The 15,765-nt window shown below is 54.4% G+C and carries 14 protein-coding genes and 1 pseudogene; all 15 read left to right on the top strand.

Annotated features, from left to right (window positions below; all coding sequences use genetic code 11):
- Positions 1-17: 17 nt before the first annotated feature.
- The gene (locus tag ACHHV8_RS20855; protein WP_395161200.1) at positions 18-1,607 is read left to right on the top strand and encodes a GTP-binding protein; all 1,590 of its coding nucleotides are present in this window, start codon (positions 18-20) and stop codon (positions 1,605-1,607) included.
- 40 nt (positions 1,608-1,647) lie between these two features.
- Positions 1,648-2,526, top strand: a complete 879-nt coding sequence (locus ACHHV8_RS20850; RefSeq protein ID WP_395161198.1) for an aldo/keto reductase — start codon at positions 1,648-1,650, stop codon at positions 2,524-2,526.
- A 333-nt stretch (positions 2,527-2,859) separates the two neighbouring features.
- Positions 2,860-4,035 (top strand): hypothetical protein, encoded by a 1,176-nt coding sequence (locus ACHHV8_RS20845; RefSeq protein WP_395161196.1) that lies wholly within the window; start codon positions 2,860-2,862, stop codon positions 4,033-4,035.
- 16 nt (positions 4,036-4,051) lie between these two features.
- Positions 4,052-4,375 carry a hypothetical protein gene (locus tag ACHHV8_RS20840; RefSeq protein ID WP_395161194.1) on the top strand — a complete coding sequence of 108 codons (324 nt, stop codon included), beginning with the start codon at positions 4,052-4,054 and terminating at the stop codon, positions 4,373-4,375.
- Between the two features lie 145 nt (positions 4,376-4,520).
- Positions 4,521-5,078, top strand: a complete 558-nt coding sequence (locus ACHHV8_RS20835) for a hypothetical protein (protein ID WP_395161192.1) — start codon at positions 4,521-4,523, stop codon at positions 5,076-5,078.
- Between the two features lie 292 nt (positions 5,079-5,370).
- A complete protein-coding gene (locus ACHHV8_RS20830; RefSeq protein ID WP_395163577.1) occupies positions 5,371-6,057 on the top strand; it encodes an FHA domain-containing protein in 687 nt (228 codons plus the stop codon).
- A 30-nt stretch (positions 6,058-6,087) separates the two neighbouring features.
- Entirely contained in the window at positions 6,088-7,395 is a 1,308-nt protein-coding gene (gene murA / locus ACHHV8_RS20825; protein WP_395161190.1) for a UDP-N-acetylglucosamine 1-carboxyvinyltransferase, read from the top strand.
- Between the two features lie 29 nt (positions 7,396-7,424).
- Positions 7,425-8,246 (top strand): inositol monophosphatase family protein, encoded by an 822-nt coding sequence (locus ACHHV8_RS20820; protein ID WP_395161188.1) that lies wholly within the window; start codon positions 7,425-7,427, stop codon positions 8,244-8,246.
- Positions 8,247-8,326: 80 nt separating this feature from the next.
- Entirely contained in the window at positions 8,327-8,560 is a 234-nt protein-coding gene (yidD, locus tag ACHHV8_RS20815) for a membrane protein insertion efficiency factor YidD (protein WP_395161186.1), read from the top strand.
- A gap of 497 nt (positions 8,561-9,057) precedes the next feature.
- The gene (gene metG, locus ACHHV8_RS20810; protein WP_395161184.1) at positions 9,058-11,055 is read left to right on the top strand and encodes a methionine--tRNA ligase; all 1,998 of its coding nucleotides are present in this window, start codon (positions 9,058-9,060) and stop codon (positions 11,053-11,055) included.
- Between the two features lie 65 nt (positions 11,056-11,120).
- Positions 11,121-12,195 (top strand): annotated as a pseudogene (locus ACHHV8_RS20805) (Gfo/Idh/MocA family protein).
- A gap of 224 nt (positions 12,196-12,419) precedes the next feature.
- Complete coding sequence (locus ACHHV8_RS20800; RefSeq protein WP_395161182.1) at positions 12,420-13,388, top strand: metal ABC transporter substrate-binding protein; 969 nt, start codon at positions 12,420-12,422, stop codon at positions 13,386-13,388.
- Positions 13,389-13,418: 30 nt separating this feature from the next.
- Positions 13,419-14,201 (top strand): metal ABC transporter ATP-binding protein, encoded by a 783-nt coding sequence (locus ACHHV8_RS20795; RefSeq protein ID WP_395161180.1) that lies wholly within the window; start codon positions 13,419-13,421, stop codon positions 14,199-14,201.
- A gap of 18 nt (positions 14,202-14,219) precedes the next feature.
- Positions 14,220-15,023: a metal ABC transporter permease gene (locus ACHHV8_RS20790; protein WP_395161178.1), complete on the top strand. Its 804-nt coding sequence runs from the start codon at positions 14,220-14,222 to the stop codon at positions 15,021-15,023.
- Positions 15,024-15,043: 20 nt separating this feature from the next.
- Positions 15,044-15,754, top strand: coding sequence for a cytochrome c biogenesis CcdA family protein (locus tag ACHHV8_RS20785; RefSeq protein WP_395161176.1), 711 nt, complete (start codon positions 15,044-15,046; stop codon positions 15,752-15,754).
- Positions 15,755-15,765: the final 11 nt, after the last annotated feature.

Raw genomic sequence — 15,765 nt, 5'->3', positions numbered from 1 at the left:
GGGCCGATGCGGAGCGCGTGCTTCAAGAAATTCGTTCGGTGCTGACGCCGAACGCCGTGCCCATTCAGCGGTACACCGGAGTAGAAGAAAGCTTTGAAGGCGTCGAGCCGCTGTGGGGAAATCTGACGGAGGAGGAGCAACGCCTCGCGGACGTGACTGGACAACCCGGACAGCCGGAATATGATGCGCTGATCGGCGGTTTGGCCGAATTCGACGAATCACTGCTTGAGGATTATATTAACGGCACACCGATCCCCGCCTCTGCCTGGGTTCCGCGCTTGAAGTCGCTGACGCACCGGGCGCAGATCGTGCCCGTCTTGTTCGCGGCGGCGAGCAAAGGCATCGGCATCACGGGCCTGATGGATGCGATGGTGGAGCTGCTGCCTCCTCCTTCGGGCAGCCCGGAGGATCCGCTGTCCGGTATCGTGTTCCGGCTCGAGCGGGATAAAGGGATGGGCAGGCTGGCCCTGGTCCGCCTGTATGGAGGCCGGATTCGTAACCGCGACGTTATCCGTAACGCGACGCTCGGGCTGGACGAGAAGGTGACCCAGATCCGCAAGGTGCATGCCGGCCATTCGGAGGACGTCGGGCTCCTTGAGGCCGGAGATATTGCCGCGGTGTGCGGCTTGAGCCGGGTGCGGATCGGCGATGTCATCGGCAGCGCCGGGCTGATCCCGCCCGAGCATCGGCTGACCGTGCCGCTGCTGACCGTGCAGGTGAAGCCGCTGCGTGAGGCGGATTATCCGCAGCTTGTCGCCGCCCTCCAGGAGCTGTCCGACGAGGACCCGCTTCTGGATCTGCAGTGGCACCAGAATGAGCGGGAGCTCCATGTGAAAATTATGGGGCCGATTCAGCTGGAGGTACTGACGCACTTGCTGCGCAGCCGGTTCGGACTGGAAGCCGAATTCGGGCAGCCTACCGTCATTTATAAAGAAACGCCGAGCCAGGCGGGGATCGGTTTTGTAGCGTATACGATGCCTAAGCCCTGCTGGGCTATTCTCAAGTTTCATATCGAACCCGGCGAACGCGGAAGCGGCTTGCAGTACAGCTCTGTCGTGAAGCCGGAGCATCTGCTTCCGAGCTATCAGAACGAGGTAGCCCGGCGGGTGCCTGAAGCGCTTCAGCAGGGGCTGCGCGGGTGGGAGGTGACCGATCTGAAGGTGACCCTGATCGAAGGGGAGCACCATGTCTGGCACACGCATCCGCTGGACTTCGTTCTGGCGACGCCGATGGGCATTATGGATGGACTGGACCGGACGGGCACGACCCTGCTCGAGCCGTACGTTCATTTCCGGATTGCGGCCCCTGAGGAAGCAAGCGGCAAAATTTTGCATGAGCTGACGCTGATGCGCGCGGTGTTTGATTACCCGGCTCGAACGGGGAACCGCTTGATGGTGGAAGGAACCGTCCCGGTCGCGAGCTCGCTGGATTTTCCCGTCAAGTTAAGTACGCTGACCGGGGGCCGGGGAACCTTCACCACCCGCTTCGACGGGTACAGGGAATGCCCCGAAGGGTTCGATATCGAGAGACCGAGGCGAGGAGTCAATCCCCTCGATACGTCCAAATATATTCTCAGCATGCGCAATGCGCTGGGTTCCACCAGGTAATCGGCACGATATACAATAGTCCAAAGGAGGAATAAAACAGATGTTACAACGTGAAATGGGCCGGCTGGGCTTTCAAAGCTCGGTCGTTATGTTCGGAGCGGCAAGCCTCGGCAAGGTTACGCAGCAGGAAGCGGACGATTCCATTGCTTTTGCGAGAGCGCATGGCGTGAATCATTTTGATACGGCGGCCAGCTACGGCGATGCCGAGCTTCGCATGGGACCGTGGATGCCCCGCATCCGCGACGAAATTTTCTTGGCGACGAAGACGGGAGAACGGACGAAAGCGAAGGCGAAGGAGCAAATTTACCGTTCGCTTGAGCTGCTGCAGACGGATCGGCTGGACCTGATCCAGATGCATGCGGTAGGAACGATTGAGGAGCTGGACAAATGTACGGCAAGCGGAGGCGCGCTGGAGGCTCTGCTGGAAGCGAAGGATGAGGGGATCGTGAAAGCTATCGGCATTACCGGTCACGGACACCAGGCTCCGGCTACCCATTACGAGGCGCTGCAGCGGTTTTCGTTTGACACGGTGCTGCTTCCTTTGAACTACCATATGTATTCGCTGCCGGAATATAGAGCCGATTTTGACCGGCTGCTGGAGGAAGCGGGCAAGCAGCAGACTGCGGTGCGCGTCATCAAGGCTATTGCCAAGGGTCCATGGGCGGAAGGGCAGGAGCGTTCTTTCGCCACCTGGTACGAGCCTTTTTCCGAGCAGAAAATTATCGATGCGTGCGTTCATTTCGTGCTGTCTTTCCCGAATATTGCGGGCTTCGCCAGCGCTGGGGATGTGCACTTGTTCCCTAAAATTGTAGACGCCGTAGAGCGCTACGGATCTATGACTGAAGAAGAAGCGCATCGCATTCTGAGCTCCATCAGCGGGTATGCCTCCCCGTTCGGGGCTTCGACATCAATCGCGTAAGGAAAGCTGTGAAGCAGCGGCTTGAGGCTAAAGGTTTTCAGGCTGCAAATCATAGTGTCCGCTAATCTGTGAAGAATAACTAATGCTATACGATCAACTGAATACGCCTTAAAGGAGCCGTACGGACATTTTGCCGTACGGTTTTTTTTCATGGTCGATACCGGGGTGAAGCTTGCTGAACCGTGTCAATATCCCGAAAAGGCGGCGCTTTTGGTAAGTTTGAAGCCATTCCTCGCAACGCGGATTTTGGAGGTTCTTGGCATCAATTGGCAGGGGCGGCTATTCAAACTTGTACAAACAGGGTAAACCGTAATGGAAAGGAGGTGATAATTTTTGAACCTGCGATCAAGGCTACGAGGCAGCCGGTTGACTTGGAATTGGATTGGCGGTTGTATCGTTTTGTCCGTTTTTTTCGTATTGTTTGCTCCGTACAAGGCAGAGGCGCAGCTTTTGGATTCTGTCATTTCGGATCCGGAGGAGGCCGTGCGGTCTTCGATTGATGAAGATTCAGATTCCAGTCAGACTTCAGAAGCGGCTCCTAGTACGCCGGCGACGGAGACAACCGATGCTGCATCCGGGGAAGAAGCCGGTTCCAGTGAATCTTTGGCAGAGACAAGCTTGCCGGATGTTCAAGTGGAATTGCCCTCCGTTGAGGTGAGCCTTCCCAGTGGACAAGCAGAGCCTTCGATCGCTGAGGTTGAACTGCCCGAGGTTGAAGTAGAAACGCCTTCCGTTGAGGTGAACATACCAAGCGCGAAAGCGGATGCCCCGCTGGTACATGTAGACGTACCGGAGGTAAAAGTGGAAACGCCGATCATCAACCCGGATGTCACTTTGCCGAATCCTGTCCCAACCGATGCAGCGCCTGTTACTGAGGCGCCCATTGCAGAAGGGGATATACCGGTTGTTAGGGTGGAAACACCTGCAGCACAGGTAGATATGGCAGGGACCAAAGCTGAAGCTTCCAAAGAAACTGAGCCGGCATCAGGGGGTGTTCATACTCCTGCTGCTGAACCGGCTGAGGACATACCTAGAGAGCAAACCATCGAACTGCCTAACGAACAAAACCAGATACAACCTGCCAATAATGCTACTTCTTTATCTGATGAATCTATTCAGACTTCGAATAGCGACAAAGCTGCAGACAATGAATGGAAAACTCCAAATGTTTCTGCTAGTGAGTTGAATCAACCGAACGTTCCGGTTTCGGTCGAGTGGCCACCGGTTTCCAAAACTGTTCCTCTGTCTACTGCCGCTTCTTCCGTAAGTTTAAGTAATTCGCAGACTCCCGCCCAACAACAGGGAGGATCTGGATCCAACAGCGGAGGGGCGCATCCGATTCTTCAAGGAATTTGGAATGACAGCAGCTTATATTTCGTCTCAACGGGATCAAGCGCCAAAGACAGTTATATGCTAAAAGCGGATCAATGGACGCATGCGCCGCCCGGACAACCGCCCCAAGCTTCCTCCTTCTCTCAAACAGAATTAGCATCACACATTCAAGAATGAGAAGGAGTGTATACAAATGAATAATATGAAACAATGGGTTAAGTTGTCGGTACTTTCAGGTGCGTTTGTTGCTGGATTGATTGCATCCGCTAATGTGTCTTCGGCTGAAATGCTGGATAACGTCCAGACGAGTGGTCTATCTCAATTGGAAAGCGTACAAGACGTCGGGCTGAGCTTGGACATTGGCGTATCCGGTAATGTCAGTGGAAGCAGCAGTCACAGCGAGAGCAATGACCGTTCAACCAATGGCGGCAGCGATTCTAATAGCGGCTCCAGCCAGAGTGAGAGCAACGGCTCATTGGAACCTAGGACTAAGCGCGGACTTAAATGCGAATATTGAGTCGAAGTCCGAGTAGTGGAGCAGCGATCGTAACGCAGGCAATGGCAACAGTGATTCCAGCAGCTTCAGCAGCTCGAGCCAAAGCGAGAGCAATGGTTCGCTGAATGTGGGCCTGAACGCTGACGCTGCTGCAAATGCAGAGTCCATGTCCGAACAATGGAACAGCGATCGTAATGCAGGCAGTGGCAACAGCGATTCCAGCAGCTTCAACAGCTCGAACCAAAGCGAAAGCAACGGTTCGCTGAATGTGGGCCTGAAGGCTGATGCCAATGCTGCAGAGTTCATGACGGAGCAATGGAACAACGATCGTAGTGAAAGCAACGGCAGTAACGGTTCCAGCAGATCCAGCAGCTCGAGCCGAAGCGAGAGCAATGGTTCGCTGAATGTGGGCCTGAACGCAGACGCCAATGCTGCTGCAGAGTCCATGTCCGAGCAATGGAACAACGATCGTAGTGAAAGCAACGGCAGTAACGATTCCAGCAGATCCAGCAGCTCGAGCCGAAGCGAGAGCCATGGTTCATTGAATCTAGGTTTGAACGCTGATACCAATGCTACTGCAGAGTCCATGTCCGAGCACGCTAGCCGCGGCCAAGGTAACCTTGGTCACATGCAGCAAAATAACAACCATGCATCGAGCTCTCTGGATCTAGATGCAGCATTATCTTACTGGTTGAAGCTGCTGTCGGTATCTGAGAACGACTAAACTGCAACATTGTTTCTTCCATAAATACAAGCCGGGGGTCCATGGTGAAGAGGTCCCTGGCTTTGCTGCTTCTATACCTTTTCCGGCAAGGCGTTTGGCTCGAGTTGCAGGCGCGATGCGGCTTTGCTACAATAATATGATGGCAACGTTTCCAAGAAAGGGGCTTGCCTTTTTTCGTAACGGTAACATCAGTAAGCTGTCAGTGACTTGTTAGTGTAAGAGCATTCTCCTCCTGCACAATAATAAGGTAAGATGGTAGAGTTAAAAATGTTGGGAATCGGAGGAGGTCCTTCTGGAAGCTTATGCTTGTCTATATGTCATCCGTGGCGAACCTCACCGGCCCGGAACCTATATCCAATTAGAGGAAGACGAATGGGTAGTCGGCCGGATCTCGAATGATGAGGTGCCGGATCTTTCATTTTCAAATGCATTTATCTCCCGTAAGCACGTTATGATCCGCAGGGAGCGGGGGAAAGCGATTCTGTACGATTTAGGGAGCCGCCATGGAACCGAGGTAAACGGAGAGCCGTTGGAGCCGCATACGCCCCATCCGCTGCAATCCTTTGATATTATCAAGCTGGCACGGGGCATGGTCGTGCTGCATTTTTCTTATATGTTTGCGGACCAAACGCTGGAGTTTGAGCCGATCAGTCTGACACAGCAGCTGCATTTAATGGAAGAAAGCTACTCGATTAACTGGGAGAAGCGGGAGTGCACTGTGAACGGACAGCGCATTGCGATGTCGGAGAAGGAGTACGGTTTCATTAAAGTGCTCACCGATCATGCGAACCAGCTGGTTCCTTTTGAAGATATCAAGAAAACGGTTTGGCCAGAGCGCAGTGCGGATGCCGACGGGATTCCGGATGTCAGCATGGACGAGCTGAATGCGCTGGTATACCGGATTCGCAAGAAATACGGCAAGGATACTTTTACGATCAGCGCCGTCCGCGGAAGCGGGTATGTTCTGGAGAAGGATTGACACAACACACTGGAGAAAGTAGGAACGAGAGTGGATTACATACAAGTGCAAGCTTCGGGCCCGCTTCATGGCTCGGTACCTATTCAAGGCTCCAAGAACAGCTCCTTGGCTCTGTTGGCTGCCTCCTGCCTGGCTGATGCCGAGGTGACGCTGGAGGGGATTCCGAATATTTATGATTTCCGCGTCATCCGCCAAATCGGCAAAGATATCGGCCTGTCCATCGAACGGCTGCCCTCCGGGCTGATGAAGATCGATCCCCGCTATATTCACAGCGCAACGATCGATCCGGGGAAAGCGTCGGCTTACCGCGCTTCTTACTATTTTATCGGGGCCCTGCTGGCGAAGTTCGGCAAGGTTACCGTCGGTTTTCCGGGAGGGGACGATTTCGTATCCCGTCCAATCGACCAGCACATTAAGGCGTTGCGTACGCTGGGAGCTGAAATCACTTTCTTTAACGACCACTATGTGGTGGAGGCGAAGCAGCTGCAGGGTGCGGATATTTATTTTGACATGATCACTTCAGGAGCAACGATCAATGCGATGCTTGCGGCTGTGCGTGCCAACGGCAGAACGCGGCTGTTCAACGCGGCGATGGACCCCGAGGTAGTTGATACGGCTAATTTCCTTAATCAGCTGGGAGCGCGCATTGTCGGAGCCGGTACGGACAAAATCCGCATCGAAGGCGTGCCTTATTTGAGCGGCGGAACCTATGGCGTCATCCCCGATCGTCTTATTGCGGGAGCGTTTCTGATGGCCGCAGGAATTCGCGGGGGCAGCATTACCGTTAATCATGTGATCCCCGAGCATTTGGGCTCCTGCCTTGCCAAGCTGCGTGAAATCGGAATGGAGCTTGAGGTGGGCGACCAGAGCATTACGGCCCACTCAACCGGAAGACTCCGTGCTACGCGCATCCGCACAGGCATGTATCCGGGCTTCGCTACCGACCTGCAGCAGCCGATGACCGCTCTCTTGACCCAGGCGGGAGGCAAAAGCATCATTACGGAACGGGTATATCCGAAACGGTTTGCGCACGTGCATCAGCTGGCGCGGCTCGGAGCCGAGGTGGAAATTCGCAAGGAAAGCGCCTATATCAAAGGCGGCGTTCCGCTGATCGGCAATTGGGTTCACGCTACGGATGTTCGTGCGGGAACCAGCCTGCTGCTGGCAGGGATGGCGGCCGAGGGCGTGACGCGGATCACCGGGATCGAGCACGTGGAGCGGGGCTATGAGGACGCAATCCATCTGTTTCAATCGCTGGGCGCGAACGTCTCCCGTCATTCGCTTACCGAAGCGCAGCAGGAAGAGCTGGCGGAAATCCGCGGACAGGCTTCGCTGTAACGAACCGGAGGAAGAGGGGAAACAGGGCGATGGAGCAGAACGTAGTCGCATTAGCGGAGCAAGTGGCGGTGGAGGCCGCCAGGGAGGCGGGAGCCGCGGCTTTGAGATTGTTTCATAGCGGCTTTACCGTCCGGGAAAAAGATGCCTCCGGCGACCTGCTGACCGAAGCGGATCTGGAAGCGGAGCAGGCTATCCTGACACAGCTGCGGAGCGTCTTTCCGGATCACCAGATTCGCAGCGAGGAGTCCGGCTGGTCCGGGGTGAAGGGAGATTGGCTGTGGCTGGTCGATCCGCTGGACGGGACGAACAATTTTGCTATCGGCCTGCCGGTATTCGGTGTGTCCCTGACGTTGATCTACCGCAACGAGCCTGTGCTCGGAGTCATCTATGATACGGCGCAGGATCAAGTGTACATAGCCAGAAAAGGGCAGGGCGCCTTTCGCAACGGAAAGGCGCTCCATATCGAAGCCAGACTGAATCCCGGGAAGCTGACGCTCGGCTGGATTCAGGGGCATCAGGTTCAGCACGATCCTCGGGCCGGACTATTGAGGAGACATATCGAGGCGAATACGAAGCGACTGATGCGTTTATGGGCGCCGACATTACAGTGGGCCATGCTCGCCCGGAGCACCATTGACGGCGTTGTCCTGTACAATTCCGAAGGGGACGACTTGTATTCCGGTCTTCTGCTGGTCAAAGAAGCGGGCTGCGTAGTGGTGAACTTTGACGGCACGCCTTTTACCGGGATGAACCCGGAGCCTTTTTTGATCGCATGCCCGCCGGAGCGCAAGGAAGCGCTGCTGCAATTGGTGCAGGCCGGACTAGAGCTTCATCCGCTGCAGCGGACTTGACTTTCAAGGCGTTTCTCGTCATCATACATAGAACAAGCGGCGATCCGGCCGCCATGTAATCCTTTCGGGGGCGAAACAGGATGAAGACCATGCTGCGCGCTTGCATTTTATTTTACCGCAAATTTATTTCCCCGCTGAAGCCGCCGACCTGCCGGTTTTACCCGACCTGCTCCGCCTATGCGCTGGAGGCGCTGGAGCTGCACGGCCCGGGCAGAGGCTCCTGGCTGGTGGTCAAACGCATCTGCAAATGCCACCCGTTTCATCCGGGCGGCATCGATTATGTGCCGCCGGCACAAACCGAGGACAACCAGTAGACGGGTCGCATTTTGACGTTTAACCGCTTCTTTTGGCGAATCCGCTGCTGTAACTTGACAGACATGCCTGCTTTTCGCTATATTTGCGTTAAATGAATAACCAATTTCCCTATGAACGGATGAGTACTTTACACAAGGTCATACAGAGAGCCGGGCGGCTGAGAACCGGTTGACGGAAGGTAGAGGAAGATGGTCCGGGAGGAAATGACGGCAAGCTGATTTCTATGTGAGCCGTCGTCGCTGTTCCGGCGTTAACGGAAAGTCGCAATCGACTGCTGAGCCTTGACTTCCTTGACGGGAAGAAGGGGGAAGTTGGGTGGTACCGCGTGAGCACAAGCTCTCGTCCCAAGATGGACAGGGCTTTTTTTGCGTTTACTAGGGCACCTGGGTCCGGCTTCCCAGGCAGCGAGACCTTCAAATTCCGTTCACTGTACCGGAGCGCGCCGGCAGCCGTTTATCTTTTGGGTGCAATGTTTTTCAATATGAAGGAGGAGTCCATGATGACAGACCAAACCAAGCAGCCGTCGTTTTACCTCACTACGCCGATTTATTATCCGAGCGATAAGCTCCACATCGGCCATGCCTATACTACGGTGGCCGGCGACGCGATGGCCCGCTACAAGCGTCTTCGCGGCTACAACGTCCTGTATTTGACGGGAACCGACGAGCACGGACAGAAAATCGAGCGCAAGGCCCAGGAGAAGGGCGTCACTCCCCAGCAGTTCGTAGACGGTATCGTCAGCGGGATCAAGGAGCTGTGGAGCAAGCTGGATATTTCCTACGATGACTTTATCCGTACGACCGAGCCGCGCCACAAACAGTCGGTAGAGAAAATTTTCGCCCGTCTGATCGAGCAGGACGACATTTATTTGGGTACGTACGAAGGCTGGTATTGTACGCCCTGCGAGTCATTCTTCCTGGAAAATAAGCTTGTCAACGGCAACTGCCCGGACTGCGGACGTCCTGTAGAATTATTGAAGGAAGAAAGCTATTTCTTCCGGATGAGCAAATATGCCGACCGGCTGCTTCAATACTATGAAGATAATCCGGATTTCATTCAGCCGGAGTCGCGCAAAAATGAAATGATCAACAATTTCATCAAGCCCGGTCTGGAGGATCTTGCCGTGTCCCGTGCGACATTCGACTGGGGCATCAAGGTGCCGAACGATCCGAAGCATGTCATCTACGTATGGATCGACGCTTTGTCGAACTACATCACGGCACTGGGCTACGGCAGCGGCGACGACAGCAAGTTTCAAACGTTCTGGCCTGCAGACGTTCACCTGGTGGGCAAGGAAATCGTCCGCTTTCATACGATCTATTGGCCGATCATGCTGATGGCTCTCGGTCTGCCTTTACCGAAAAAAGTGTTCGGCCATGGCTGGCTGCTGATGAAAGACGGCAAAATGTCCAAATCGAAGGGCAACGTCGTCGACCCGGTTACCTTGATCGACCGTTACGGCCTGGACGCGCTTCGTTATTACCTGCTGCGCGAGGTGCCCTTCGGCTCTGACGGTACGTTTACGCCGGAAAGCTTCGTGGAGCGGATCAACTATGATCTGGCCAACGACCTCGGCAACCTGCTCAGCCGGACGGTCGTTATGATCGACAAATATTTTAACGGCGACATTCCCGCCTACCTTCAAGGCGCCACCGAGTTCGACGGCAGTCTGCTTGACACCATTCATACGACGGCTCACAAGGTCGAAGAAGCGATGGAGGGTATGGAGTTCTCCGTAGCGCTAAGCTCCATCTGGCAGATGATCAGCCGCACGAACAAGTATATCGACGAAACCCAGCCATGGGCTCTGGTCAAGGACGAGAGCAAGCGCCGGGTATTGGGCTCCGTGCTGTACTGCCTGGCGGAATCGCTGCGGATCGCTTCGGTTATGCTGCAGCCGTTCCTCACCCTGACCCCGCGCAAAATGTGGCAGCAGCTCGGCATCGAAGCCGGGGAGCTGACCGCTTGGGACACGATCCACAAGTTCGGCACGCTTCCGGCCGGAACCCGCGTCGTGAAGGGCGAAGTAATGTTCCCTCGTCTCGAGGCTGACAAGGAAGTGGCCGCCATTGCGGAAGCGATGGGCGCGAACGCTCCGGCTTCGACGACGGCTGCGGCGCCGGAAGCGGCGGCGAAGAAAGAGAAGGCACCGGCGGCCGCCGAGGGCGTACAGGAAATCTCGATCGACGATTTCTTCAAGGTGGAGCTGCGGGTAGCGGAGGTGATTGCCGCGGAGCCGGTGAAGGGCGCCGACAAGCTGCTGAAGCTGCAGCTGGATTTGGGCACGGAGCAGCGGCAGGTCGTCTCCGGCATCGCCAAATTTTATACGCCGGAGCAAATGGTCGGCCGCAAGGTCATCTGCGTGACGAACCTGAAGCCGGTCAAGCTGCGCGGCGAATTATCCCAAGGGATGATTCTTGCGGCATCGCACGGCGACCAACTAACGTTAGCTACAATTTCTGATGCACTTCCGAACGGATCTGTGGTAAAATGAGGATTGTTCACGTGAACAATTGCAAACTATAAATACCATTCCATTACCAGGAGGCATCATCCATTATGCAAACCAAAGACGGCATGAATTACGCTCCGCAAGGCAAACCGAATCCGGTCGTTGCCAAAGCTGAATTTGCTTTCGCGGCTATCGCTCTGGACCACGGCCATATTTACGGCATGTGCAACGGTCTGGTTGAAGCGGGAGCAGACCTTGTAGCGGTGTACGATCCTGGACCCGGCGAAGGTAGAGGCTTTCGTCAAGAAGTTCCCGCAAGCCAAAGCAGCAGCTTCGGAAGAGGAAATCCTGAACGATCCGTCTATCCGTTTGGTCGCCGGAGCGGCGGTTCCTTCGGAGCGCGCGGCGCTGGGGCTTCGCGTTATGGACCATGGCAAAGACTATTTCACGGACAAAACTCCGTTCACCACGCTGGAGCAGCTGGAACAGGCCAGAGCGAAAGTGAAGGAAACCGGTAAAAAGTACATGGTGTATTACAGCGAGCGTCTGCACGTAGAGAGTGCCGTTTTTGCCGGACAATTGATTGAACAGGGAGCGATCGGCCGGGTGGTACAGGTGATCGGCTTCGGGCCGCACCGTTTGAATGCGCCGTCCCGTCCGGACTGGTTCTTCAAATTTGAAAATTACGGCGGCATTTTGTGCGATATCGGCAGCCATCAGATCGAGCAGTTCCTGTTCTTCACCGGTGCCAAGGATGCGAAGGTGCTTCACAGTAAAGTGGCTAACTATAATAGCAAGGATTATCCGGAGCTGGAGGATTTCGGCGACGCTACCCTCGTAGCGGACAACGGAGCGACGAACTATTTCCGCGTCGACTGGCTGACACCGGATGGCCTCGGTACATGGGGAGACGGCCGGATGACGATCCTCGGTACGGAAGGATACATCGAAATCCGGAAGTACATTGATATCGCCCGCGACCCGCAGGGTGACCAGTTGTACCTGGTGAACCAGGAAGGGGAGAAGCACTTCTCGCTTCGCGGCCAAGTCGGCTACCCGTTCTTCGGCCAGCTGATCCTCGACTGCATCAACCGCACAGAGAATGCGATGACGCAGGAGCATGCGTTCAAGGCGGCTGAGCTTTGTATCCAAGCTCAAGTGCAGGCGATTCGCGTAGAGTAGTAGATTTAATTGTTATAGACAGCTCCCAGCAGGGCAGCTTGCTGCTGAAAATGCCCCGGCCGGGCGAACAGGCCCGCTCCGGGGCTGTTTTTGTTTGGACGAACCTTCTTCTATTAATCGTAAATATTATTAATTGTTGACAATGCGGTAAAGAGCGCCGTATAATCAATCCTGTTGTTATTTAAAAAAATTACGATTTACATATTGAAGGAGTGTTTTGTTCGATGATTTTTCGTAACAGACAGGCGGTACTTTTGCTGGGGCTGCTGCTTATGCTTTCCGTATTCGTGTCAGCTTGCTCCAAACCGCAGTCTGCATTAGTCAGCGATAAAGTGAATGTGGTCGCGAGCTTTTATCCGCTGTATGATTTCACGCAAAAAATCGGCGGCGATCACGTCAACGTGATTAACCTGATCCCTACCGGCGTAGAGCCGCATGACTGGTCTCCGAAGAGCCGCGATATTCAGAATTTGTCCAAGGCGCAGATGTTCGTATACCTTGGAGCCGGTTTTGAGGGCTGGGTGCACGATACGCTCAACAGTCTGCCTAAGGATTCCAAGTTGGCCGTCGTTGAGGCAAGCAAAGACGTTCCGCTGCTGGCAGCGGCGGAGGAAGAGCACAATCATCAGGAAGAGAAAACGGACGCCAAAGGGCATTCGCATGACGAATCGGAATACGATCCGCATGTATGGCTGAGTCCGGTTAACGCGAAGACCATGGCCAAGCATATCAAAGACCAGCTTGTCGCATTGGATACCGCTCACCAATCCGATTACGAGGCGAACTACGCTAAGCTGGCAGGTCAGCTCGACCAGCTGGACGCCAAGTACAAAGACACGCTGTCGAAGCTGCCCAAGAAGCAGATCGTCGTAACCCATCAGTCGTTCGGTTACCTGGCCAAGGCATACGGGCTGACGCAAATGCCTATTCTGGGCCTGTCCCCGGATTCGGAGCCGACTTCCAAGGATTTGAAGGAGATAAACGAATTTATCCGTTCGAATCAGATCAAATATATTTTCTTTGAAGAGCTGGTTTCGGACCGGCTGGCCAAAACGCTGGCGAAGGATGCCCAGGTTGAGACGCTCGTCTTGAATCCGGTCGAGGGCTTGACGGATGAACAGGCGAAGGCAGGGGCCGATTATCTCTCTTTGATGGAAAGTAATTTGAATAATTTAATAAAAGCATTACAATAGAGTAAGAACCTGCGAGAAGGAGCTTACATTATGAATCCTAAGGCGAATGCAGGATGTCATCAGAGCGTAGTCTCTATCGATGACGTCTTTTTTTTCTACGAAAATAAACAAGTGATTGAGCATCTCAGCTTCAATATTTTGGAGCGGGATTTTGTCGGCTTGATCGGCTCGAACGGGGCGGGGAAAACGACGCTGCTCAAAATGATTGTCGGCCTGCTGAAGCCGTCCCAAGGCGAGATCCGTTTATTCGGACAGCCGGTATCTTCGTTCAAGGATTGGGAACGGATCGGCTATGTGCCGCAGAAGAACGCTTTTAATCCGCTGTTTCCGGCTACTGTGCGCGAAGTCGTGCTGTCCGGTCTTTACGGTAAGAAACGGATGTTCCGCCGGATGACCAAAGCCGATCAGCAAAAATGCGAGGAAGCGCTCTATGTGATGCGCATCGAGGATTTGGCCGACCGCCGGATCGGCCAGCTGTCCGGCGGGCAGCAGCAGCGCGTCTTTCTGGCCCGGGCGCTGATTAACAATCCGGAGCTGCTGATCCTGGACGAGCCTACCGTCGGCATCGATGCGGAGACGCAGGCCGGCTTCTTCCGGATGATCCGCCATATGCACCAGCATCACCATATCACGTTCATAATGGTATCCCATGACATGGATATGGTACAATCGTATATTGGACCCGAACCGGTCCAAAAGAGCGGCACGCTTTCCTTTTATGTGAAGCATACGCATGAGCCGGAAAACTGCATAGAGACGAATTTGACGCATTCGATGCAGCAGCTCAGAGAACAAATCGAGGTATTAAGCTAGGACTAGGAGCGAAATCAGGTGGATATTTTTACGGAGTATTTTTTTCAGCGGGCGCTGCTGGGCGGCCTGCTGATCGGGCTGACAGCCCCTTTAATGGGGGTGTTCCTCGTGCTGCGGAGGCTGTCGATGATCGGAGATACGTTGGCCCACGTATCGATCGCCGGCATTGCGCTGGGCTTTTTGCTGCACGTGTACCCGATCGGGGTAGGACTTATTTTTGCCCTGCTGGCCTCCTTCGGCATCGAGTGGCTGCGCAGAGCGTACAAGACTTATGCAGAGCTGTCGATCGCCATCATTATGTCAGGGGGCGTGGCGCTGGCGACACTTCTTTTTACGCTCGGCAAAGGGTTTAACATCAATGTGATGAGCTACTTCTTCGGTAGCATCTATACGCTGGACAACACCGACCTGTGGGTGGTGCTGGGCGTTACGGTACTGGTTGTCGGCGTCATTGCCTTCAATTACAAGGAGCTGTTCCTGATGTTCTTCGATGAGGATGCCGCAGGAGTCAGCGGGCTTCCGCTTCGATTTTATAACATTATGATTACCATGCTGACCGCGCTTGTCATTACAGTGGCGATTAAAATTGTCGGTGCGCTCCTGGTCTCCTCGCTGTTAACGATTCCGGTCGCATGCAGCCTGCTGATTGCCAAAAGCTTCCGCAATTCGGTATTCTGGGCGGTGCTGTTCTCCGAGGTATCCGTCGTTGGCGGACTGGTAGCCGCGGGCACATGGGATTTGGCACCGGGTGCGACGATCGTGCTCTTTTTGATCGGATTGTTAATTATCAGCTTGTTCGTTAAGCGGGGTTTACGTTTGTAGTCAGGAGGTTGAGAAAAGAGATGGAAGTCAATTCATGGATCGCCTTGTGGGCGGGGATTGCATCGTTTATTTCTCCGTGCTGCCTGCCGCTGTATCCATCCTACTTATCTTATATTACCGGCATTTCGGTAAGTCAGCTCAAAAGCGGTGAGGCGGACAATGGCGTCCGCACCCGAACCATTTTACATACGCTTTGCTTTATCGTAGGCTTTTCGATTATTTTTTACAGCTTGGGCTGGGGAGCCGGTCTCGTTTCCAATCTTTTTATCGATTATAAAGATTTGCTTCGGCAAATTGCGGCCATTCTTATTTTTGTTATGGGCTTATTCCTGCTCGGTATTTTTCAGCCTAACTGGCTGATGAGGGAGCGGAAATTTCAATGGAGACTGAAACCTGCGGGGTACATTGGCTCGGTTCTGATCGGTATGGGCTTTGCGGCAGGCTGGTCCCCATGCATCGGGCCGATTTTATCGGCGATACTGGCTTTGGCCACGACGAATCCCGACTCGTGGTTTCCGTTGATCAGCGCCTATTCGTTAGGCTTTGCCCTTCCTTTCTTCGTGCTCGCTTTCTTTATCGGCTCGACCCGGTGGATCTTACGTTATTCCTCGCGCATTATGAAAATAGGCGGGGGCTTGATGATCGTCATGGCCATCCTGTTGTATACCGACCGGATGACGAAAATTACGATCTGGCTGAACCAGATCACCCCCGACTGGCTGAAGTTTTAGTAAAGTGCGAA

Origin of the sequence: Paenibacillus sp. TAB_01 (assembly GCF_043945595.1) — a bacterium.
Lineage (GTDB): Bacteria > Bacillota > Bacilli > Paenibacillales > NBRC-103111 > Paenibacillus_S.
Note: the sequence above shows the minus strand (reverse complement) of the source record. Positions and strands in the feature narration are given on the sequence as shown.